The organism is Nocardia sp. NPDC003726 (genome assembly GCF_053586955.1).
Map to the genome: position 1 here is coordinate 512964 of NZ_JBSFNF010000001.1, position 21892 is coordinate 534855.

Consider the following 21892-nt stretch of genomic DNA (forward strand, 5'->3'; position numbering starts at 1 on the left):
GGAGGTTTCGAACATGGCCGGACCGACCGCGCTCGCCTTGGTGTGCACGCTGAAGAAGTCGCCCGCCGAATCCAGCAGCGACCTCATCGCCCGCCAGGTGCTCGACGAACTGGCCGGGCACGACGTGCAGGGCACGGCGCTGCGGGTGGTCGACTACGACGTGCTGCCCGGCGTGACCGCCGACGAGGGCCCCGGCGACCAGTGGCCGTCGATCCGCGAGCGGATCGCCGCGGCCGACATCCTGCTGGTCGCGACCCCCACCTGGGTCGGGCACATGTCCTCGGTGGCGCAGCGGGTGCTGGAGCGATTGGACGCCGAGCTGTCGGAGACCGACGACGCGGGCCGCCCCGCGATGGTCGGCAAGGTGGCGACGGTCGCGGTGGTCGGCAACGAGGACGGCGCGCACAAGATCGTCGCCGATCTGTACCAGGGCCTCAACGACATCGGCTTCACCATCCCGGCCCAGGGGTGCACGTACTGGAACGACCAAGCCATGGGCGGCACCGACTACCAGGATCTCGACTCGGTGCCCAAGGCGGTGGCTTCGGCGACCGCCGCGCTCGCACGCAACGCCGCGCATCTGACGCGCGTGCTGCGCGCCCAGCAGTACCCGCCCGCCGCATGAGGTGCGGATGATCGCGCCGGCGCCTTCGCCAGCGCCGGCGCGATCGCCTCGCTCAGGCCAGCACCGCGTCCACGGTCTTCTTCAGCGCCGACGGCTGCGCGGGCGAGGTCGGAGCCTTCTTCCTGAGTTCCTGCATGCGCGCGCCGATCTCCTGAAGCTGTTTGCGCCCCAAGGCTTCCCGTACCTTCGGGAACCACTCGTTCTCCTCCTCGTCGATATGGTGGTCGACGTTCTCGATGAGCACGGTGGTCTTGGCGGTGAAGTGCTCGTCGTCGGGCTTCATCGCCGCCAGCTCGGTGACCAGCACGTCGGCGACGTGGTGCTCCTCGTAGGACTCCAGGATGTCGTCCTCGAGGTCGGGCACGAGTTTGCGCACCTCGGGGTACATGCACTCGTTTTCCAGATAGGTGTGCACGGTGAGCGCCTCGATGATCTTGTTCACCACGTCGGCTTTGGCGCGGGTGGCGTCCTCGCCCGCTTTCTCGAACTCGCGGAACAGCTTCCGGATCGCCTTGTGGTCGTCGCGAAGCAGCACGATCGCGTCGGTGGTCATCGCTTTCTCCTTGCGTCGGGGCCGGTCTGTGCCGGGCATTCCCGGCGCCGCGCCGCCGAAACCGTGGCCTGCGCCCTACAGCCGGATCCCGCGCCGGCCGTATGGTGGTGAGCCGCACCCAGCACAGGAAGGTTCCAGATGCCCCACGCGGACGACTACGCACACGAGGTGGCCGAACTGGCCGGGCAGGCGGAGATCACCGTCGCGGTCGCCGAATCGCTCACCGCGGGCCGGCTGTGCGCCACGCTGGGCGCGGCACCCGACTCCTCCGCCTGGTTCCGCGGGGGCCTCGTCGCCTACAGCACCGAGGTCAAGCGCACCGTTCTCGGCGTGCCCGACGTGCCGGTGGTATCGCGCTCCGCCGCCGAAGCGATGGCGACCGGCGTCCGCGAGTTGCTGAAGGCCGTTGTCGCCGTGTCGGTCACCGGTGCGGGCGGTCCCGACCCGCAGGACGGGCAACCGCCGGGCTCGGTGTGGTTCGCGATCGCCACCGAGAACGACGTGCGTGCCTGGCATCATCAGTTCGACGGGGAACCGAAGGACGTGCTCGACCAGACCGTCGCCTGCGCGTCCGAGGCGCTGTTGGACACCGTGCGCGCCTTGCACGCGCGGCGGTCGCCGAGCTGACCCGCGCGGTCAGGACGAGCGGCGATGCCTGCGGTGGCTGGTGTCGCAGAACGGGTAGTTCTTCGAGCGCTTGCACAGGCACAGCGCCACCATGAACCGGTCGCAGCGCAGCGTCCGGCCGTCCGCGGTGACGAACTCCACCGGCCCCTCGATCAACGCGGGGCCGTCCGCGGTGAGTGTCACTCGCCGCCAGTGCTCATTGCCGGATTCGGTCGGCACGGATCACCACCAGATCTTCCATTCGCTGGCCGGGGCTGATCAGCCCGGCCGCTTCCAGCCAGTCCGCGCGGCGGCGCAGCACCGGCCCGAACGGCACCGTCGCCCGCGCCACCACCGCGGCCTTCAGGCCCCGCTCGCGCAGCTGGTCGAGGGTCGTATCGGGATCCGACAGCGCCGAGTGCACGATCAGCGCGATCCCGCGTGGTTTCAGCAGCGTCGGCAGCGCCGCGCACAACTGATCGAGAATCGCCCTGCCCTGCGTTCCCGCGTCCCACGCGCGGGCGATGCCGCGGCTGTCGGTGCCCGCGGGAGCAGGGACATACGGCGGGTTGGCCAGCACCAGATCGAAACTGCGCCCACCGAGCACGGCGGCGAAATCACCGCGCAGCACCTCGGCTTCGATGCCGCGCAGCCGGCAGTTCAACCAGGCCGACGCGACCGCGGCCCTCGACACGTCCACGGCGGTCACCCGCGCGGCGCCGGTATAGGCGGCGGCGACGGCCAGCGCGCCGGTGCCGGTGCACACATCCACCGCGTGCCCGCCGCGCGGAATGCCCGCCTCGGACAGGGCACGCACGAGCAACCAAGTGTCCAACTGCGGCGGATAGACGCCGGGGGGTCGAATCAACATCACTCTGGCCGGATAGCCAGCTCAGCGCCGCTCAATCAGCCGCGCCCGGCGCGCCCCCGGTCTCCCGCAACGAACTGCGGCCCGCGCGCCAGGCGTCGAGCACATGATCGGCGAATCGGTCCTCGAGCAGATTCGTCACCTGGATGCCGAAGGCCACCGACTCGGTCAGCTCCGGTTCCCGCCGCAGCAGGTCACCGATCACGCCGGTGCGCATGATCTGCTCGTGCACCGCGTCGGCTTCGACGTGCTCGCGGAAGAACAGCACGCACGCCGGGTCGGCGTCCAGCCGTTCCAACGCCTCCACCAGACGCTGCGCACCGGGCGGCGAGGTGATCTCCACCGTGGCGAAATGCCCCACCAGCGCGCCACGCAACGACCGGTGCAGCCCGAACAGCGACATCATGTTCACCAGCGCGAGCATCGGCGCGGGCACCACGTCCAGGTAGTGCAGATAGTCCGGATCCAGCCCCGCGCCCGCCAGCAGATCGGCGTACAGCTGCGCGTGCACGCGCTCGCCGCGCCCACCCCCGAACTCGTCGAACTCCACCGCCACCAGCGACGCCTTCGCTTGGCCGCGCAGCCGCGGAATCACCCAGGCGTACGGGTCGGCCTCTTTGTGGTGGTAGATCGAGCGGTGCACGAAGTACTCGCGCATCTGCCACCACTCGCCCTCGTCGCGCAGGAAACGGCTCAGACCCTCCGGGTCGGCGGGGGTCACCAGCAACCGGTCGAGTTCGGCGTCCAGATCGGCTCCGCCGGGCACGTCCTCGCGCAGCGCCCGCAGGAACCGCTGTTCCAGCGCGGCGCGCAGACCCAGCAGGCCCGGATCCCATTCCCAGCCCGCGTCGACCGTCGTGAAACCGTGATAGTGCAGCTCGTAGCAGGTGTGCAACGCCAGATGCAGGTCCTCGCCGTACGGGTCCGCCGGACCCGGCTCCGGTACCGGATCGCGCCCGGGCGCACCGCGCAACAGCTCCACCACCGCCTCCGACAGCTCGCCGCGTGGGCGCGGCAGATCCTGTTTCGGGGCGCCTATCATCACCGTCATACCGGGCGCTTACCCCGGCCGGGCGCCCTTATCGCGGCGCCGCGCGGAAAGAATGCGGTGGCCGTCCCCACAGTGTGGGGACGGCCACCGACGAGACGGACCTGCGGAGCTACCCGTTCGCCTTCTTGTACGCCTCGACGACCTCCGCGGAGATCCGTCCCCGCGCCGAGACGTCGATGCCGTTCTTGCGCGCCCACTCCCGGATCACCGTGGCCTGTTCCCGATCGGTCGCCGACCGCAGGGCACCGCCGCGGCCGCCGCGGCGCGCGCGACCGATCTTGCGGGCATACGGAACCCATTGTTCGAAGAATCCGCGCAACTGACCGGCATTCTCCGCCGACAAGTCCATCTCGTAGGCCACGCCGTCAACGGCGAAAGACACGGTTTCCTCGGCCTGAGACTTGCCGTCGTAGTCATCGACCAGTGTGACGACGACCTTGCGTGCCATAGAGATAATCCCTTCACGGTTACCGAGCGCGTGCAGTCGAAAAAACAATCGTAGCCAGTAGATAACAGATCGGTTCCACCCCCGGAACACCGGGGTCCCCTGCCGGCGCGCGGGACGCGACGCAGCGGACGATTCGCCGCGGGCGGCCGCTGCGCCATCACATAGTGCACGCGCACGCGGCCGAACGGCAAACGCCGCATCGACCGCGGCACGGCCTACCGCCTGCCGCTGCATCTGGCGAAGCAGGCAGGCGCGCGGCCACTTCCCCACTCCGCACCGGCACGAGACGATCACCGCACGGGCGGGAACAAGGTCTGCGGCGGCCCGCCGCGGGGCGCAACTTTCACTGAATGAACGATTCCGCGAGTCCGACTTCGTGGTTCCCGTCCTGGCCGTTGCGCACACTTCACAGGGGACCGCGGGTGCGGTCGGTGTGCGCGGAGCAGAAAAAAGCGGTGCATGAGCATTCGGTGTTCGATCCGCGGCCGCTCGACGCATCGAAGGCGGACCCGAATCGCGATCAGCTGTTGTCGCCGACGTGATTCGCCGCGCACTCCGCAATTTCTCGTCCCGGCGTCCGGGTTCGCGCGCACCGCACCGGGTCACTCGATCCGGCGTAGCCTTCGCCTGCCCGGAATCGGCGCCATTCGCGCGCCCGGGTTTCTTTTCCGCCGGGCGGCATCACCGTCGCGGGTCGATGCCGCCGGTCGGTCCTCTCGTTCGACGAAATATCGGAGTACCCCTTCCATGAGTATTCCTCGGCCGCTGGGCATGCCGGCCCAGCCCGTGCGCGTCCCCCTCGCCGGAACTGCTAGCTGCGTCCGACCGTCCCGCTGGAACCGCACCACCGGCTACACCGCCGCCGTGCCGTATCGCGCTCCCGCCGGGCTCGAGCCTCCCAGTTTTCGCACGCCGGGGCCGGGCATCGCCCGATGGCACGGCCCGCCCGTCGCGCGGATCGGGCGGATGCGGAGCGACGCCGTGACCACAGGGATCCGCCTGTGGCGCCGGATGATTCGTCAGGACGACGGTGCGTCACCGTACACGGTCAACCAGATGGCCCGCCCCAGCGCCTCCGCGAGTGCGTCGTCGGTGACCCCCGACCCGGAAGAGAAGCTCGCCGCGATCGCCCGCTCCACCATCGAGGTGAGCACGATGGCGGTGGCCTGCGGGTCGATCGCCGGACTGATCCTGCCCTCGGCCCGGTCGGTCTCCAGCCGCGATCGCACCACCCGCACGAACGAGGCGACCCGGCCACGCCAGTACGCGCCGACGTCGCGGTCGTAGGCGGCCACCTCGCTCAGCGCCAGCAGCAGGGATCGGTGCTCGCGGAAGCCGGCGATCATGGTTCGCACGGCCGCGACCACACCGGCCTGCCGCCCGGTGTGCTCGGTGACCCACCAGCGCTCGGCGGCCTCGAACAGATCCGCCGTGGCCAATTCGGCCATCCGGATCAGCAGCCGGCTCTTGTCCGGGAAGTACCGGTAGAACGTCGATCGCGCCGACTGCGAGGCGGCGGCGATCCGGTGCACGGCGATCTCGGTGTAGGGCGTGCCGTCGGCGAGCAGTTCCTCCACCGCGGCCAGGACACGCCGCTCGAACTCCGCGCGCCGGTCGTCGACCGGTTTCCGCGCGTTCCTGGGGACTCGGGTCAGCGAGGGCATCCGGTTCCTCTCCGCGGCGCGACGGCCGTCTCGGTCGGCTGTGCCGGTCGGTTGCGTCCCACCATGGCGTCCATTCTGCCGACACGGCACCGATATTGACATTCGGAGGCGCACCGCTCACCATCGATCGGACACAGTGTCCGAGACTATGTGACCGAGGTGTTCGGGCATGCGCGGATCCCCTTCTCCGGCAATCGAGTACACCGATGTGGTGGTCGTCGGCGCGCGCTGCGCGGGCTCCGCGGCCGCCATCGCGTTCGCCCGCGCGGGCCGGGACGTCGTCGCGCTGGACTCGGCGCGTTTTCCCTCCGACACCCTCTCGACCCATCTGCTGTGGCCCGCAGGCCTGGCCGAACTGCGCCGCGCCGGAGCGCTCGAGCGCGTCCTTCGGCTCGGCGCGCCCGCACTGACCACGGCCTTCGCCGACGGCGACGGCGTCGCGGTCCGCTCGTCGTTCGCGCCGGTGGACGGCATCGACCACGCGATGTGCGTGCGGCGGACCGGACTGGACGCCGCGCTCGTGGCCACCGCGGTCGAGGCCGGAGCGCGGATCCGGGAGGGCGTGCGGGTCACCGATCTGCTGTGGTCCGGCGGGCGCTGCGCCGGTGTCCGCTACAGCGCGGGCGGCGGCGAGCACGAGCTGCGCGCCCGCCTGGTCGTCGGGGCCGACGGCCGCCGCAGCACGGTGGCCAGGCTCGTCGGCGCCACCCGGCCCCGGTTGTCCGCGCCGAGCGGGCGCGACTGCTACTTCGCGTACTGGCACGACGGCGCGGCCGACCAGCGGCACATCGCCGCGCAGTGGCGCCGCGGTCCCGATCTGGGCACCGCGTTCCCCTGCGACGACGGCTTGCTGCTGAGCCTGGTTCAACCACCCGCGCAGCCCGGCGGACCGGGCGCGGGACGCGCCGAACTCCGATACCAGGAAGCCATCGAGCGGCTACCGGGACTGCGGCTGCGGCTGCGCGACTGCCGCAGAGTCGGGCGGGTGCGCGCGGCCACCGGCCTGTCCTCCTACTTCCGGCGCTCGACCGGGCCGGGCTGGGCGCTGGCGGGTGACGCGGGCCATTTCAAGGACCCGGTGACCGCGCAGGGCATCCGCGACGCCTTGCGTTACGGCCGGTTGCTCGGTGAACTCGCCGCGCCGGCCCTCGACGACACCGAGCATCTCGACACCGTCCTGACCGCATGGCAACAGCTGCGCGATCGCGAGTGCCTCGGCGTCTACCAGTGGACCAATCGCCTGGCCAGGGGCACGGCGATGCGCCCGCTGGAAATCGAGCTCTACCGCAGGGCCGCGGGCGACCCGGCATTGGCCGACCGGGTCACCGAAGTCTTCTCCCGCACCGTGGAACCGAAGGACGTCTTCACTCCCGCCCGCGCCGCCCTGTTCGCCGCGGGAGCGCTGCGCGAGTCCTGGCGGGCGCCGTGGCCCGTCCTCGCCGACCTGGCCGGCGAATGCCGCGACGCGGTCTCCGAACTAAGGGAAGCCCGCGCCTTCACGCGCACCGGTTCCGCCGAAGCCATCCCGTCCCGCCCGCCGCGGGACACTCTCGCGGCATCTTCAGGAGATCGACATGCATGACCCGCGTCCCCGGCCGACCATCGACCTCACCCGCCGCGACCTGCTGCGCGGCGCGCTCGCGGCCGGCGTATCCGTCGCCGCCGCCGCGCAGGCACACGCCGCGCCACCGGAAGCCCGCCGAACGCCCGGATTGCGCACCGGCGGGAAGTCGGTCGCGATCCTCGGCGGCGGAGTCGCCGGGCTGTCGGCCGCCCACGAATTGATCGAACGCGGATACGAGGTCACCGTCTACGAACCGGCGTTCCTCGGCGGCAAGGCGCGCAGCATGGGCGTGCCTGGCACCGGCACCGACGGCCGCGCGGACCTGCCAGGGGAGCACGGCTTCCGATTCTTCCCCGGCTGCTACCAGAATCTGCCGGACACCATGCGCCGAATTCCGTTCCCCGGCAATCCCGATGGCGTGGCGGGCAACCTGGTTCGCGTCGAGGGCACGGTCGCGGGTTTCCGCGGCAGGCCGCCGCTGTTCGCGCCGGTCGAATTCGGCGGCCTCGATCAGCTGACACCGCAGCGCATCCAGAACACGCTGATCGGCGCGTTCGGGTTCATCCCCGAGCTGCCCCCGGCCGAACTGGCGTTCTTCGCCAAGCAGATGACCGTGTGGTTCACCTCGTGTACCGAACGGCGGTTCGGGCAGTGGGAATACGTGACGTGGGAGCAGATCCTGCGTGCCGAGGGCAAATCGGCGGCCTATCGCGAATACCTGGTCAGCGCCCTCACCCGGATCACCGTCGCGGCCAAACCCCAGTTGAGTTCGGCCCGCACGATCGGCACCATCGGTGAGGCCCTCGTGCTGGCCGGCACCGGGGCGATCCCGCAATATTCGGCCGGTATCGACCGTATCCTCAACCGCCCCACCAACGAGGCCTGGATCGATCCCTGGGTGACGTATCTGCGGTCGCGGGGCGTGCGATTCGCTCTGGGACAGCGGGCGACGCGGCTGGAGTTGCGGGACGGCCGGATCGCCTCGGCCACAGTGACCGGCACCGACGGCCGCTCCACCGCGGTCACCGCGGACTGGTATCTGTGCGCCATGCCCGTGGACAAGGCGGTCGGGCTGCTGAGCGACGAGATCATCGACGCGGACCCGCATCTGGCGGGAATGCGCGAACTCAGGACCGACTGGATGGTCGGCATCCAGTACTACCTCGCCCGCCCGACCGAACTGCCGGAAGGCCACATCGCCGCGCTGGGCTCGCCCTGGGCGCTCACCGCCCTGCGGCAGGCGCCGATGTGGGTCGGCGACTTCGCCGCGCGATACGGCGACGGCACGGTGCGCGAATGCCTTTCGGTGGACATCTCCGACTGGGACTCCCCCGGCATCCGATTCCACCGGCCCGCCAAGCAGTGCACCGCCGACGAGATCGCCGAAGAGGTCTGGGCCCAGCTGAGCGAATGGCTCAACACCGGCACGGGCTGGCTGCGCCCCGAGGACATCCGCTCCTGGCATCTGGACCCGGGGATCACGTGGACCGCGAGCGGCATCCACAACGAAACCCCGCTGCTGGTCAATACCGTCGGCTCCTACGACCACCGCCCTGAGGCCCGCTGCGCCGTCGCCAACCTGTTCTTCGGCGGCGACCACGTGCGCAACAACATCGACCTCGCCACCATGGAGGGCGCCAACGAGTCCGGGCGCGCCGCCACCAACGCGATCCTCGATGCCGCCGACGACCCCGCGCCCCGCGTCCCGGTCTTCCCCCTGGTATCCCTGCCGGTCTTCGACCCGTTGAAACGCATCGACGCCGACCGCTACCGCGCCGGACTGCCGCATCTGCTCGACGTGTGACCAGGCGGGCGGAGCCGGCCGGATGACCGAGCCGACGCGGCGCGGGAGGCAGCCGGATCAGGACGCCTCGGCGGCGGTCGTGCTCGTGGTGGTCAGAATCGTGTGTGCGACGAGCCGGGGGTCGTCGATCATCGGCACGTGTCCGGTGTCCGGCAGAACGGAGAACGCGGCCTCGGGCAGCCGGGTCCGCGCGATCGGCAAGTGAGTCTGTGCGGGCAGCACACGATCGTGCTCCGACCAGGCCACCGTGACCGGGCACGGCAGCGGGTCCAGCGCGGCGATCTGCTCGTCGGTGCCGAGCAGATCGGCCGTGACGGTGCAGCCGAGCAGGTCACGCAGGAAGGTCATGGCCTGCGCCGCGTCGGCGCGGTCTCCGTGGACGGCGATGTTGCGCAACGCCGCTCGCCGCACCGCCGCGCTGCGCAGGCCCACCGGGGCGAGGAAACCCAGCAGCCGCCCCGTGATCACCTCGCGGGCGATGCGGCGGGTGGCGGCCGTACGGCTTCGGTCTCCGGCTTCCCAGAAACCCGCGGGCGAGAGCGCGCACACGGTCTCGGCTCGGCCGCGCCGGGCCAATTCGATCGCCATCCAGCCGCCCAGCGAATTGCCCGCGACGTGTACCCGCCGCAATCCCAGCGCGTCCAACCGGCGCTCGATGTCGTCCACCAGGTGCTCGACCCGCGCCGGCCGCCGCAGGGCGGGCGGACCACCGCGATGCCCGACCGCGGTCGGGGTGATCACCTCGTGGCGCGCGGCGAGCAAGGGTGTGACGTGATCCCACACCCGTTCGGACATCGTGACTCCGTGCAGCAGAACGAGCGGGGGCTTGCTGGGCATTGGCGTCCCTTCGAATTCGTGGTGCGGTCTCGAAGGTGGATACCACAATCTCGCCTATGGTTGCAGCGGAAACCCCTACTTCACCGCGCGATTGCCGGGGTTTGCTCCCCGGAATGCTGCTTCGCTCCGACGGTGTCGCCACCGCCCCGGTATCCCCCGCACCGACACACCATGAATTCCGCGTGCCGGAGTTGTGAAGCACCACAATGTCTCCGGCGCGCGGAAGCATCGGGCCCGGAGATGTCCCCCACCGAATCCGGCCCGGCCGAGCATGTTCAAGCCCGGTGAACGGATCGTCCGGCAGCGCGGGATGTCCGCCTACCGAGGCGCGCTTCCCGGTCCGGGATACCGACAGCAACCGGGCGCGGTGCCGCGGATCGCAGCACGTGGTTCGCGTCGGCTACCGCGAAGCACGACCCGCGGGGAATGGCGAGACGCTCGAGCACCCGGAGGCCGCCGCGCCGCCGGACAACGGGACGCGGCGCCGCCGGGGTGCTCGAACTGCTCGCGCGCCGCCCCGACCCGGGCGCGAAGTGTCCGCCCGGGTCAGACCGCTTCCGGACGCCAGGTGGCGATCGCCCAGATCACGACGATGTTCAGCGCGATGACCAGGATCGACCATGCCGGGTAGTACGGCAGCCACATGAAGTTCGCCAGGATCGACAGGGCCGCCAGGCAGATCGCCACCACCCGCGCCCAGGTCGCGCCGGTCATCAGGCCCAGCGCCGCGATGACCAGCAGGATGCCGAGCACGATGTGGATCCAACCCCACGTCGTGGTGTCGAACTTGTAGACGTAGTCGGCGCCGACGACGATGAGCTCGTCCTCGGCGACGGCCGAGATCCCCTCGAAGATCGACAGCACCCCCACGGTCAGCAACAGGATCGCGGCCGCGATGGACGTGCCCGCCGCGATGCCACGGCGGACGGGGTGTGACTCCGGTTCGGTCATGTGCGTCATCGGTCGCCCCCTTTCTCGGGAAGTAATAGACGCCTTCCGAATCTCCACCAGTCGCCCCGTCCGGCACTTCACCCGTTTCGGGTGACTCCCATATTCCGCGATCGCGCGAAATGAAAATTCCATAACGACGACACACGATCTGATCGAGCGGAGTTCGTACCGGGTAAGTTCCGCTACCGAGGCGCGGTAGTGATCTGTCAGCACACGGCCCGGGAGGCACGGTGACCACATCGCACGTCCCCGCTCTACGCCGCATCCCGGCCGCGGCGGGATACGCTGCCGAGATACCGGCGTTGCCGTTCACTCCGATACCCCGGCCCGATCTGTACGCCGCCGCCGACAACATGACGGGCACCGGGCACGTGCTGCTGATCCACGCTCCCGCCGGGACCGGGAAATCCGTACTGGCGGCCGCCTGGGCAGCCCGGCAGGCCGCGCGCGGATCCGAGGTCGCCTGGTTGACCGTCACCGAGCAGCTCGACGAGGTGACGTCGCTGTGGGCGGTCCTGCACGCCCGGTTCGACATCGCGGCGATCACCGAGCCCGGCTCACCGACCACGTACGCCGCGGCGCTCGCCGAGACGCTGGCCGCGCGGACGACGCCGACGGTCCTGGTGGTCGACGACGCGCATCTGCTCACCGATCCGGCCGCGCTGGCCGTCGTCGAGAACTTCCTGCTCCACGCGCCGCCCACCGTCACGACGGTGCTGTGCGCCCGCTTCGCCCCGCCGATACGCTGGCACGCCCTCGAACTCCACGCCCGGCTGACCCGCTGGGGGGCAGGCGAACTGGCCTTCACCGCGGACGGGATCGACGCGCTGTGCCGCGACCACGGGTGCCGACTCACCGCCGCTGAGCTCGACGCGCTCGACACCATGACGCGGGGCTGGGCCGCGCTCGTGCGCATCGCCGCGAGCCATATGGCCGCCGCGACCGGCGATCGCACCGCTGCGCTCGCCGCGCTCGCTCGCCCGGCGCGCGCGGTCGCCGATTTCCTGCACGGGGAACTGATCGAGGCACTGCCGCCTGCGCTGCGCCGGTTCCTCACCGACACCAGCGTTCCGATCGCGTTCACCGAGCAGCTCGCCGACGAACTCGTGGGCGGCGGTGCGGGGCAGGCACTGCAGGAACTGGACCGGGCCGGCTTCCCGATCGACGCGGTCGTGCGCGACGGCGACGTGTGGTTCTCCTGTCCTCCGCTGCTGCGCGCGTATTTCCTGGCCGAAGCCCGGCGCCTCGGACCGGATGTCTGCGCGCAACTGCACCGCCGGGCGGCCCGATGGCTGCGGTCCGCGGGGCTGCCCGAGACCGCCCTGCCGCATCAGCTCGCGGGCGCCGACCACGACCAGCTGTGCGAATTCTTGTCGGCGTCTGCGCTGCGCATGGTTCTCGACGGCACGGGCCCGACGCTGTTCGATCAGCTGGCCCGCTCGGCGCCCGCGTTGCTCGACGACCCGTTCCTGTGGTTGGTGCGCGTCGTCGACGCGGTCGTCGCGGGCAGCGCCGCCGCAGCGGTGGCGTGCCTGGACACCGCGGCGGCGCGGCGCGCGGCCAAGGTCTCCTTCGCCGCGCCCGAGCGGCTGGACGCGCTGACCCTCGCCGCGACCATCGACGTCGCGGCGACCACCGGCGCGGTCTTCCCGGAGTTTCCGGAGGACCTCGCGCCGACCGGCGACCCCGATCTCGACGCCTACACCGAGATCCAGATCGCCACCGCCTTCGTCGCGGGCGGCGCCGTCACGCGGGGGGAACAGCTGCTGCATTCCGGACTGGCGCTGGCCGAGCACGCGGGGCGGCCCCGCCTGGTGCTGCGTGCGCTGACCCGGCTGGCGTTCGCCGCCGACGCCGTCGACGCCGCCACCGCGATGCGGGCGCGTGCGGCACGCGCGCTGGCGGTTGCGGAGGAACACGGGCTGCTGGAGAGCACCGACGCCGTCCAGGCGACCGCCGTGGCCGCCTACGGCGCCTACCTGCAAGGTGAGACGCCCGGTGCGGCGCAGGTCGCGTCCGTGCTCACCGAGCGGGTCGATCACGACGGATCCCACGGTCCGGTCGCGGGCCGGCGCGGCCACGTCATCGGCCGCCTGCTCGACCTGGAACAGGCGGAGGAGCAGTCGGCCGCGGTCGACGCGCTGCGCCGCAGCCTGCTGGCCCTGCTGGAGCACACGGCGGTGCCCGCCACCACCGGCAGCCTGATCCTGCCGGTGGTGTGGGCGCTGCTGCGCGTGCACGATGCCAGGACGGCCCAACTGCTGGTCGAACGCGCCCGCGGCATCGTCGGCGAACTGCCCGAGGTGCGGCTGGCCGACGCGGCATTGCACGCGGCCGCCGATCGTCGCAAGGCGACCTGCGCGGTGCTCGAACCACTGCTGGACCGCGCGGGCGATCTGCGCCCGGTCAGCGCGGTCACCGGGTGGCTGCTCTACTCCGCGGCGCAACACGAGTCACGGGCTCCGGCCAGGGCCCTCAACGCGTTGGAGAACGCGTTGGGTTCCGCGACGCCGCACCGGCTGCTGCGGCCGTTTCTCGACGTGCCGGCCGCGATGCCTTTGCTGGACAGCTACGCGGGCCGTCTCGGCCGGGCGGAGAGCTTCGCGGAGGCGATCCGGCGTCATCCCGCGGCGCGCCGCAGACCCGCCTACCCCGCCTTGACCCACACCGAGATGACCGTGCTCAAGCAGTTGCCCTCCGGCCGCACCGCCCAGCAGATCGCCGAGGACCTCGGGGTCTCGGTCAACACCGTGAAGACGCACCTGCGCGGCATCTACGGCAAGCTCGGCACCAATTCCCGGGTCGACGCGCTGCACCACGCGCGCCGCGGCGGCCTGCTCTGACGTCGCGACCGGACTTCCCGCCGCCGGGCGCGGCTCTACGCTGAGGTATGGCCCTCTCACGCCGGGAACTGTTGCGCGTCGGCACCGCCGGGTCGGCCGCGGTCCTGGCCGGCGCCGCGGCGGCGAGCAGCGCCCGTTTTCCCGCCCCGCGCCGGCTCGGCGATCCGTTCTCGCTCGGCGTCGCGTCCGGCGATCCGGCTCCCGACGGTGTGGTGCTGTGGACGCGGCTGGCCCCGGACCCGCTGGCGCCGGACGGCCTCGGCGGCATGCCGGTGGACCCGGTGACGGTCGACTACGAGGTCGCCGAGGACGAGTACTTCCGCCGAGTCGTGGCGCGCGGATCGGCGGTGGCCACCCGCGCGCTCGGCCACAGCGTGCATCCGGAGGTGCACGGACTCGCGCCGGATCGCTGGTATCACTACCGGTTCCGGGCGGGTTCGGCCGTCTCGCCGATCGGGCGCACCCGCACCGCCCCCGCGCCCGGTCGAGCCTTGGCGCGGTTGCGCTTCGCCTTCGCCTCCTGCCAGTCCTGGAGTTCGGGCTACTACACCGCCTACGAGCACATGAGCCGCGAAGACCTGGATCTGGTGGTGCATCTGGGCGACTACATCTACGAGCGAGCCTGGTCACGCGGGCGGGCCGGCGTGGCGATGGGTCCGCATTTCCGCGACGAAGCCGTCGATCTGCCCGGCTACCGGCTGCGCTACGCGCTCTACAAAGCGGAGCCGCCGCTGCGCGCCGCGCACGCCGCGTTTCCGTGGCTGGTCACCATGGACGACCACGAGATCGACAACAACTGGGCCGGCGAGGAGCCCGGCATCGGTCTGGACATCTGGCGGGTGCCCGCGCTGTTCCGAAGGCGCCGCGCCGCCGCCTTCCAGGCCATGTACGAGCACCAGCCGCTGCGCTTGGCGCAGTTGCCGTCCGCGGCGGGCATCCGCCTGCACCGCCGTTTCCGGTTCGGCGACCTCGCGGAGATCACGATGCTCGACACCCGCCAGTACCGCACGCCGCAGGCCTGCGGCGGCGCCGTGGTCAGCGGCTGCGCCGAGCGGTTCTCCCCCGGCCGCACGATTCTCGGTGCGGCACAGCGCGATTGGCTGATCGACGGCCTGACCCGGTCGCCGGCGCGCTGGCAGGTTCTCGGCAATCAGGTGGGCATGAGCCAGAACGACTCCGATCCGGGTCCCGGGGTCAGCGTCTCCACCGACGCCTGGGACGGCTACGTCGCCGACCGCAACGCCGTGCTGGGCGCCGCCGCGGCCCGCGGGGCGGGAAACCTGGTGGTGATCACCGGCGACCGGCACGAGAACCAGGCCGCCGACCTGCGGCGTGACTACTCCGATCCCGGATCACCGGTGGTGGCCGCGGAATTCACCGGGACCTCGATCACCAGCAACGGCGACGGAACCGATCTGAGCGACAAAGGCCGCCGTCTGCTCGCGGCCGATCCGGACGTCAAATTCTTCAACGCCCAGCGCGGGTACGTCCGGGTGGAACTCGACCATCGAGTATGGCGCAACGATTTCCGCGTGGTGCCCTATGTGCGCCATCGCGGCGCGCCGATCCACACCCGCGCCAGTTACGTGGTCCAGGACGGCGTTGCGGGTGTCACCGAGGCGTGGACTCCCGGCCACACCCCCGCCCCGCCGTCGGCGCCCGATGCGGTGAGCCGCGCCGACGCCGAGCACGGCCCGCGCTGACTTCACCCGCCCCGCTTCACCCCGCCGACTCCGCGCGCAAGACCAGCACGGTGATCTCACTCGGCGCGAACACGCGCAACTGCGGCCCCCAGAATCCCGTGCCCCGGCTGGTGTAGAGCTGGGTGCGCTCGCCGTGGCGGCTCAGCCCGGCGACGACGGGCTGCTCGAGGCGGACCAGATAGTGGAACGGCCAGATCTGGCCACCGTGGGTGTGGCCGGAGATCTGCAGCGCCACACCGGCGGCCACCGCCTGCGCGATCTGTCTGGGCTGATGGGCGAGCAACACGACCGGTACGTCCGGGTCCGCGCCCGCGAGCGCTGCGGGCAGGTCGGGGCCGTGCCCGGTCAAGCCGACACCGGTGGGGTCGTCGATGCCTGCGATCACCAGCCGATCGCCGCCGCGGCGCACCACCTCGTGCTGGTTGTGCAACGGCTGCCAGCCGAGCGAGGTCATGTGCTGGATCCAGCCTTCGGCATCGCCGAAATACTCGTGATTGCCGGTGATGTAGAACCGGCCGAGTTCGGCCTCCACCTTGCCGAGCGGGTCGACCTGCGCGCGCCGCTTCGCCACCGATCCGTCGGCGAGGTCGCCGGCGTGACAGGCGATGTCGGGTCGTTGCGCGTTGACCACCTCCACCACGCGTTCCGACCAGCGCAGCCGGTCCAGCGCGGCGTAGTGGGTGTCGGTCACGACGACCATGCGCAGTCCGTCGAGCGCGGAGCCGAGACCGGGAATCGACACCTCCACCGTGCGCACCCTCGGCACCCGGCGCGCCTCGATCACACCCCACACCACCAGCACCGTCGCGACCGCGAGCACGCCGACGGCCACGATCCGGGAGCGAGCCGGGTCGCCGACGCCGGCGACGGTCAATCCCGCGCGCGCCAGATTGCCCAGCACCGACCAGCTGAACAGCACCCACATCACACCGAGCACAGTGTCGCCGACGATCGAGGCCGCGTCCGACTGCGCGGGCCCGTGACCCAGATACATCGCCGCGGGCAGGCCCGCGAACCCGAGCAGGAACAGCGCCGAACCAAGCCAGAACAGCGGACCGGATTCATCGGTGGTCGCGGCCACCAGCGTCCACCAGGGCAGCAGGAACAAGACAGCGGGAATCGCCAGGAACAAGATCAGGCGGGGCACATACTTCAAGAGGGCTCGTCCTCGTGCGCGGGTGTAGCGCGCGGTCCCTCTCCGGCGCCATGGGCGCTTCCGACCATAGCAGCGGTCATGCCACGCCGAGCCGCTCGGCGGCGACGGCGAGATCCTTGTCCCCTCGGCCGGACAGGCACAGCACGATCAGCGAGCCCGCGGGGATCTCACCACGGTCGGCCATCTCCATCAGGTGGCCGACGGCGTGGGCGGATTCCAATGCGGCGAGGATGCCTTCGGTGTGGCTGAGCGCCTGCATGCCCCGCAGGGCGACCGCGTCCGTCGCGGCTCGATAGGTCACCCGGCCGCTGTGCTTCAGATGGCTGAGCTCCGGCCCGACCCCCGGATAGTCCAGTCCCGCCGCGATACTGTGCGTCCGCGCGATCTGGCCGTCCTCGTCCTGCAGCAGATAGCTGTAGGAGCCGTCGATCTCGCCGGGGCTGCCCATGCACAGGGTCGCCGCGTGCTCTCCGGTGTCCACCCCCAATCCGGCCGCTTCGACGCCGATCAGCCGGACCTGCGGGTCGTCGGCGAAGGGATGGAAGACCCCGATCGCGTTGCTGCCGCCGCCCACACAGGCCAGGACGTAATCGGGCAGTCTGCCTTCGACTCGCGCGATCTGGGCCCTGGTCTCGGTGCCGATCACCGTCTGGAAGTCCCGCACGATCCGCGGATACGGCGCGGGCCCGGCCGCGGTCCCGAACAGGTAGTAGGTGGTGTCCACGCTGGCCACCCAGTCGCGCACCGACTCGCTGATCGCCTCCTTCAGCCGTCGCGAGCCGATGTCGACCGGCCGCACCTCGGCGCCGAGCAGCTTCATCCGCATCACGTTCGACGACTGACGGCGCATGTCCTCGGTTCCCATGTACACCACACAGGTCAATCCGAGCATCGCCGCCACCGTCGCCACCGCGACGCCGTGCTGTCCCGCGCCGGTCTCGGCGACGATCCGCTTCTTGCCCATCCGCCGGGCCAGCAACGCCTGCCCGATGGCATTGTTGATCTTGTGGGCGCCGGTGTGGGCCATGTCTTCGCGCTTGAGATACACCCGGACGCCCGGCACGCCCAGCAACCGTCCGAAGCGCCGTACCTGATGCAGCAGCGTCGGCCGACCCACCCGGTCCCGCAACAGCTCTCGGTACTCGGTGACGAAGCCGGGGTCCTCCCGCGCCAGGCGATAGGCGTCCTCCAGGTCCAGCAGGGCGGCCATCAGGCCCTCGGGAACGAATCTGCCTCCGAACACGCCGAACCGGCCACGCTCGTCGGGAAACATCTCGTGCCGGGATGCGCTCACCGCCACGTCAAGGTCAATCCTCATCAACACCAACGCTTTCACCGCCAAAGAGCCGACGGGTCAGTCTGTTCCGCTAGCGCTAGCACAACCCGACAGGTTGGCAACGACCGAGTTAACAGACTAAATCGGTCGGATGGCTAAGGTCTTCTCACTGGTGGAGGCCCTCGGCGCGGGATGCCCTGGCGCGTGGCTACCGGTCGGCAGGCACCGTGGCGGAGATCTGGGCGACCAGCTGCCACGGACGCTTGGTGTCGGTGGTGGCCTTGCCGCTGGTGAGGATGGCCCCGGACAGCCCGCGAGCCGGGTCGGCCCAGCCGTACTGGGTGGTCAATCCGCTACGCCCGAAGTGCGATCCGGTGTCGCGGCCGAATTTCGACCTGCGCCCGCCGAGTTCGAATCCGGCTCGGCTGACGCGTCCGGCGACGCCGGGTATCCAGCGCGCCGGGCGCACCGCCTCGGCCAACGTCTCCGGCCGGATGATGCGCCTGCCGTCCGGTGCGCCGCGGGTGAGGATCTCGTAGAACCGCGACAACTCCGCCGCGGTGGTGACCAGATTGCCCGACGGCAGTTCGGCGGTGAGGAAGGCGTCGGTCGCCGAGCGCGATGCCCGGTCCATTCGCCCGCCGATGGCCTTGCGCGCCAGGTAACTCGCCGTGCGCGACGGCGCCGGACCGGTCTTCACGCTCGGCACGACTTCGCCCACATCCTCCGGATGCACACCGAAATTGGTCCAGCGGAAACCGAACGGCTCCAGCACCTGCTCGGCGAGGTGCTCGCGCAGCCGCTTGCCGGTGGCCCGCTGCACCAGCAGCCGCAGGATCAACCCGATGGTCAGCGCGTGGTACACGCGGAACCGTCCCGGCTTCCAGCTCGGGACCAGATCGGCCAGCCCGCGCACGGCCAATTCCTCGTCGAGCACCAGATCGACGCCTCGGTACGGCGGTGTGACGAACGGGATCCCGGCCGAGTGCGAAAGCACGTCACCGATCGTGATGGCGGCCTTGCCGTTGGCGGCGAACTCCGGGATGTACACGGACACCGGCTCGTCGAGGGCGAACGCGCCCTGTTCGACGAGCATGAACATCAGCGCCGCGGCCACGCCCTTCGCGGTCGAGAAGCCGCAGAACGGCGTCTCCGGAGTGGCCTGCACCTTGACCGCGTCGGGTCCGTCCTCCGGCGCGTTGCCCCAGCCGTGACCGATGGTGCGGTTGAGCACGATCTTCCCGTCACGGCGCAGGCAGACCTGGATCGCCGGGGTGGTGCCGAGGCGGTACCACGCCTGCACCGACGCCCACAGCGATTCCACGTCGGCGCGGCCGATCCCGGTCGCGGTGGGTTCGTCTTCGTGACCTCGGGTCGTCACGGCCTCCAGGTCGTCGACGATCGCCACCGATCCGGCGGTTGGTGCGCTCACCCGGCCAGCTTATCGGCCGGCCGAGGATGTCGCCGCCGCGCGGGCGGGGCGGTCGATGTCATCAGCGGCCGCTCAGCCAGCTCTCCTTCAGCTTCGCGTGGTGGTCCCACCAGGCCTGGACGACGGCAGGGTCGGCATTCCAGGGTGGCGGCGGCGACTCGCCCGGGAACAGGAAGGTGTCGTCGGGGACGGCGGCGGTTGTCGGTTCCGGGTACTCCGTCGAGGTGCGCGGGTGCGGCGGCGGCTGCTGCTCGGCGGGCGGCGGTCCGGGGGGCATTGGTATCGGCGGGGCGGGCAATTGAGCATGCGCGTTCGCGGGAGGCGGCGGCGGCACCGGCGGTTCGGGATACGGCTCGGGAGTGGCGGCCGCCTCCGGCACCACGGAGATGGGCGCCTGCTCGACCGCAGGAGCGGGGGCCGCCTGCGCCGGATTCGGGTCGACCGGCTGGGTGGCGGTGGCGGCCGCCGGTCCACCGATCTCGGCGTCGGCCGGACGGTCGTCCCGTGCCTGCGCGACCGCGATCGCGGCGCCGCCGAGCAGCGCGGCGACGGCGGCCCCGGCCAGGATCACCCGGCCGCCGTGCTTGCGATCGGCCGCTGCCGGTTCCGCCGCCGCGCCCCGGAACGGAGCCGCGACGACCAAGGCCGCACCGTAAGCGGCGGCGTTGGCATGGTCGGGCGCCGTGACGACCGGCGCGTCGAGCCCGGCTCGCAATGCGGAGACGACCTCCGGATCTCCCGCCGACGAGCCGCACAGCACCACGGCGTCGGGCAGTACCCCGGCTGCTTCCAGAGCGGGCCTGATCCGGTCGGCCGCCGAACCCGCGGTCTCCGCGTCGACGACACCGGACGACCAGGATCCGGACAGCAGGATTTCCTCTCGATTCGGCGCGGCCACGAGATACGACGTGTGGTAGCCGACGACCTCCATCACCAGCAGGGTGTCGTCCTCGGCCAGTCCGGGCAGGTCAGCGAGCAGCGCGAGCAGCGCCGTCTTGGTCGACACGAGCGACGACGAACGCCATGAGGCCGACGAGAGTTGCGAGACGATTGCCCGCCGTTCGGCCACAGTGCGGTAGGCGACCGCGACGTCATCGATTCGAGCGCCGGAGCCCGCGGCGGCGGTCAACGCGTCGAGCGCGGCGGCCACCGATGCGGCGGTGGAGTGCTCGACCGGCTGTTCGATCTCCCCCAGCACGGCGGGACGGGTGCCTCGCCGCGCCGTCGACGCGATCATCACCCCACGTACCACCGCCTGCTCCGCTGATATTCCGACTGTGGCCCTCATGAGATCACCTCTGCTCGACCGGTCCCGGTAAAGGTTCGTCACCGCGGTCGCCGGCGACCGGCCCCGGTCGGTGCACCGGGCCACCCATCCGCCGAGCGCCCACCGCACGAAATGGCGTCTTCGAAGACCACTGACAGTGACTGGCCTCTTGGGCGCCGCTGGTAGATGCCACGCGATAGCTAACGACCACAATACGTCGGTTGACGCGGTCCGGATACGCCTTTGCGGCAGGCGTCGCGCGCTCGGGGGCACGGTCGTGGCCGCATCCATCGGCGCCACTCCGGCGGCGGTGTTCGAACCGATCCGATGGCGTGCGGAAGCGGCTGGTATCGCATGGCGATCGGCGGAGAAACACGGTCGGGGCCAGTGCTCGAAGACCTCTTCGAGCGCTTCGGCGGCTCGCCTGCACGCGGGTCGAGTCACGTCCGCGCCGCCCTCAGGCCGACAGACCCGAACGCAACCGGGGCCGACGTCGACGACGCCGCATTCACCCCGGGTTCCCCTCAGGGCTGGGGCGGGCCGTCGCCGGATGCGAGCCGGCTCGGGTGACAGCCGATGTCAGCCCGCCGGTGGCGGCGGGGGTGGCCCTGGCAGCGGGATGACGATGCCGAAGGGCAGGGTGATAGCGGGCGGCGGCGGGGGTGCCGGCTCCACGCCGCGTTCCGGTTCCGGTTCGGGTTCCGGCGCGGGCGGGGTGGTGGTGGCAGGTTCGGGGTGGCGTGGTGTGACGTCCCGCTGTGGGGCGTCCGGCGCGGGTACGGGGACGGTGGCCGCTTCCGGCTGCGCGCAGTCGACCGTTCCGGCGTCGGCGCTTCGCGGTTCGGCGTCGGCACCGTCGACGTCCGGGTTGCGCAGGTGTCCGGGGGCCGCACCGTATGTTTGCCCGGGCGCGAGGGGGATGCGGCCGGATTCCGGCTGTCCCGGTTGCGGCATCGGAGCGGGAATCGGTTGCACCAGGCAGGGATGCACCGGCTGGGGAGGCGGGCAGAAGATCCCGCACGGAATCGGCGGCAGACCGGGCAGCGTGATCATCACCTGTGTCTGTGTCTGCGTCTGCGGCCGTGGCGACGGCGGCGGCGTCGCCACCTCGGGCGCGGGCACCGTCGCGGTGACCGCGGTCATGTCGGTGCCAGGCCCCACCGGCGGCAACGACCCCGGCGCCACCAGATCCGGCGACACCCGCACCGGCGTCGGCGAACCACCCGTCCGATACGCCCGCGCCC

18 protein-coding genes and 1 pseudogene are annotated in these 21892 nt (G+C 71.1%); 6 read left to right on the plus strand and 13 right to left on the minus strand.

The annotated features are described in order from the left end of the window. Positions 1-13 precede the first annotated feature (13 nt). Positions 14-625 carry a flavodoxin family protein gene (locus ACWDMM_RS02335; protein ID WP_449935589.1) on the plus strand — a complete coding sequence of 204 codons (612 nt, stop codon included), beginning with the start codon at positions 14-16 and terminating at the stop codon, positions 623-625. 52 nt (positions 626-677) lie between these two features. Here the strand turns inward: ACWDMM_RS02335 and ACWDMM_RS02340 are convergent, their stop codons facing one another. Continuing rightward, the gene (locus ACWDMM_RS02340) at positions 678-1178 is read right to left on the minus strand and encodes a hemerythrin domain-containing protein (protein ID WP_357207990.1); all 501 of its coding nucleotides are present in this window, start codon (positions 1176-1178) and stop codon (positions 678-680) included. A gap of 138 nt (positions 1179-1316) precedes the next feature. Between ACWDMM_RS02340 and ACWDMM_RS02345 the strand changes: the two genes are divergently transcribed. Continuing rightward, a complete protein-coding gene (locus tag ACWDMM_RS02345; protein ID WP_357207993.1) occupies positions 1317-1805 on the plus strand; it encodes a CinA family protein in 489 nt (162 codons plus the stop codon). A gap of 9 nt (positions 1806-1814) precedes the next feature. Here the strand turns inward: ACWDMM_RS02345 and ACWDMM_RS02350 are convergent, their stop codons facing one another. From ACWDMM_RS02350 to ACWDMM_RS02370, 5 genes are all read right to left on the minus strand, one after another. Further along, complete coding sequence (locus ACWDMM_RS02350; RefSeq protein ID WP_195082871.1) at positions 1815-1988, minus strand: CDGSH iron-sulfur domain-containing protein; 174 nt, start codon at positions 1986-1988, stop codon at positions 1815-1817. A 13-nt stretch (positions 1989-2001) separates the two neighbouring features. After that, complete coding sequence (locus ACWDMM_RS02355) at positions 2002-2655, minus strand: HemK2/MTQ2 family protein methyltransferase (RefSeq protein WP_195082870.1); 654 nt, start codon at positions 2653-2655, stop codon at positions 2002-2004. A 31-nt stretch (positions 2656-2686) separates the two neighbouring features. Then, positions 2687-3703 (minus strand): iron-containing redox enzyme family protein, encoded by a 1017-nt coding sequence (locus ACWDMM_RS02360; protein ID WP_357107477.1) that lies wholly within the window; start codon positions 3701-3703, stop codon positions 2687-2689. A gap of 109 nt (positions 3704-3812) precedes the next feature. Beyond that, the gene (locus ACWDMM_RS02365; protein WP_195082868.1) at positions 3813-4151 is read right to left on the minus strand and encodes a histone-like nucleoid-structuring protein Lsr2; all 339 of its coding nucleotides are present in this window, start codon (positions 4149-4151) and stop codon (positions 3813-3815) included. Between the two features lie 1019 nt (positions 4152-5170). Further along, positions 5171-5815, minus strand: coding sequence for a TetR/AcrR family transcriptional regulator (locus ACWDMM_RS02370; RefSeq protein WP_195082867.1), 645 nt, complete (start codon positions 5813-5815; stop codon positions 5171-5173). Between the two features lie 169 nt (positions 5816-5984). On the opposite strand from ACWDMM_RS02370, the gene ACWDMM_RS02375 reads away from it, so the two are divergent. Both ACWDMM_RS02375 and ACWDMM_RS02380 read left to right on the plus strand, forming a co-directional pair. Continuing rightward, positions 5985-7397 carry an NAD(P)/FAD-dependent oxidoreductase gene (locus ACWDMM_RS02375; RefSeq protein WP_357207996.1) on the plus strand — a complete coding sequence of 471 codons (1413 nt, stop codon included), beginning with the start codon at positions 5985-5987 and terminating at the stop codon, positions 7395-7397. Beyond that, entirely contained in the window at positions 7390-9183 is a 1794-nt protein-coding gene (locus ACWDMM_RS02380) for a hydroxysqualene dehydroxylase (RefSeq protein ID WP_357107481.1), read from the plus strand. The genes ACWDMM_RS02375 and ACWDMM_RS02380 overlap by 8 nt, the downstream gene beginning before the upstream one ends. A 57-nt stretch (positions 9184-9240) precedes the next feature. On the opposite strand, the gene ACWDMM_RS02385 is transcribed toward ACWDMM_RS02380, so the two are convergent. Together ACWDMM_RS02385 and ACWDMM_RS02390 are read right to left on the minus strand one after the other, a co-directional pair. Next, positions 9241-10020, minus strand: a complete 780-nt coding sequence (locus ACWDMM_RS02385; RefSeq protein ID WP_195082864.1) for an alpha/beta fold hydrolase — start codon at positions 10018-10020, stop codon at positions 9241-9243. Positions 10021-10566: 546 nt separating this feature from the next. Further along, positions 10567-10980 (minus strand): DUF7144 family membrane protein, encoded by a 414-nt coding sequence (locus tag ACWDMM_RS02390; protein ID WP_195082863.1) that lies wholly within the window; start codon positions 10978-10980, stop codon positions 10567-10569. A 221-nt stretch (positions 10981-11201) separates the two neighbouring features. On the opposite strand from ACWDMM_RS02390, the gene ACWDMM_RS02395 reads away from it, so the two are divergent. Then, positions 11202-13814, plus strand: coding sequence for a LuxR C-terminal-related transcriptional regulator (locus ACWDMM_RS02395; RefSeq protein WP_449935596.1), 2613 nt, complete (start codon positions 11202-11204; stop codon positions 13812-13814). A gap of 47 nt (positions 13815-13861) precedes the next feature. Next, a complete protein-coding gene (locus ACWDMM_RS02400; RefSeq protein WP_449935598.1) occupies positions 13862-15517 on the plus strand; it encodes an alkaline phosphatase D family protein in 1656 nt (551 codons plus the stop codon). A gap of 16 nt (positions 15518-15533) precedes the next feature. Here the strand turns inward: ACWDMM_RS02400 and ACWDMM_RS02405 are convergent, their stop codons facing one another. The 5 genes and pseudogenes from ACWDMM_RS02405 to ACWDMM_RS02425 all read right to left on the minus strand — a co-directional run. Beyond that, a complete protein-coding gene (locus ACWDMM_RS02405) occupies positions 15534-16673 on the minus strand; it encodes a metallophosphoesterase (protein ID WP_195082860.1) in 1140 nt (379 codons plus the stop codon). A 76-nt stretch (positions 16674-16749) separates the two neighbouring features. Further along, a complete protein-coding gene (trpB, locus tag ACWDMM_RS02410) occupies positions 16750-17991 on the minus strand; it encodes a tryptophan synthase subunit beta (RefSeq protein ID WP_357107488.1) in 1242 nt (413 codons plus the stop codon). A gap of 166 nt (positions 17992-18157) precedes the next feature. Next, on the minus strand, positions 18158-19381 hold the full coding sequence (locus tag ACWDMM_RS02415; protein ID WP_449935601.1) for a serine hydrolase: 1224 nt from the start codon (positions 19379-19381) through the stop codon (positions 18158-18160). A 61-nt stretch (positions 19382-19442) separates the two neighbouring features. Further along, complete coding sequence (locus tag ACWDMM_RS02420) at positions 19443-20669, minus strand: hypothetical protein (protein ID WP_449935603.1); 1227 nt, start codon at positions 20667-20669, stop codon at positions 19443-19445. A gap of 558 nt (positions 20670-21227) precedes the next feature. After that, a pseudogene (locus ACWDMM_RS02425) lies at positions 21228-21892 on the minus strand (lytic transglycosylase); the annotation flags it as partial.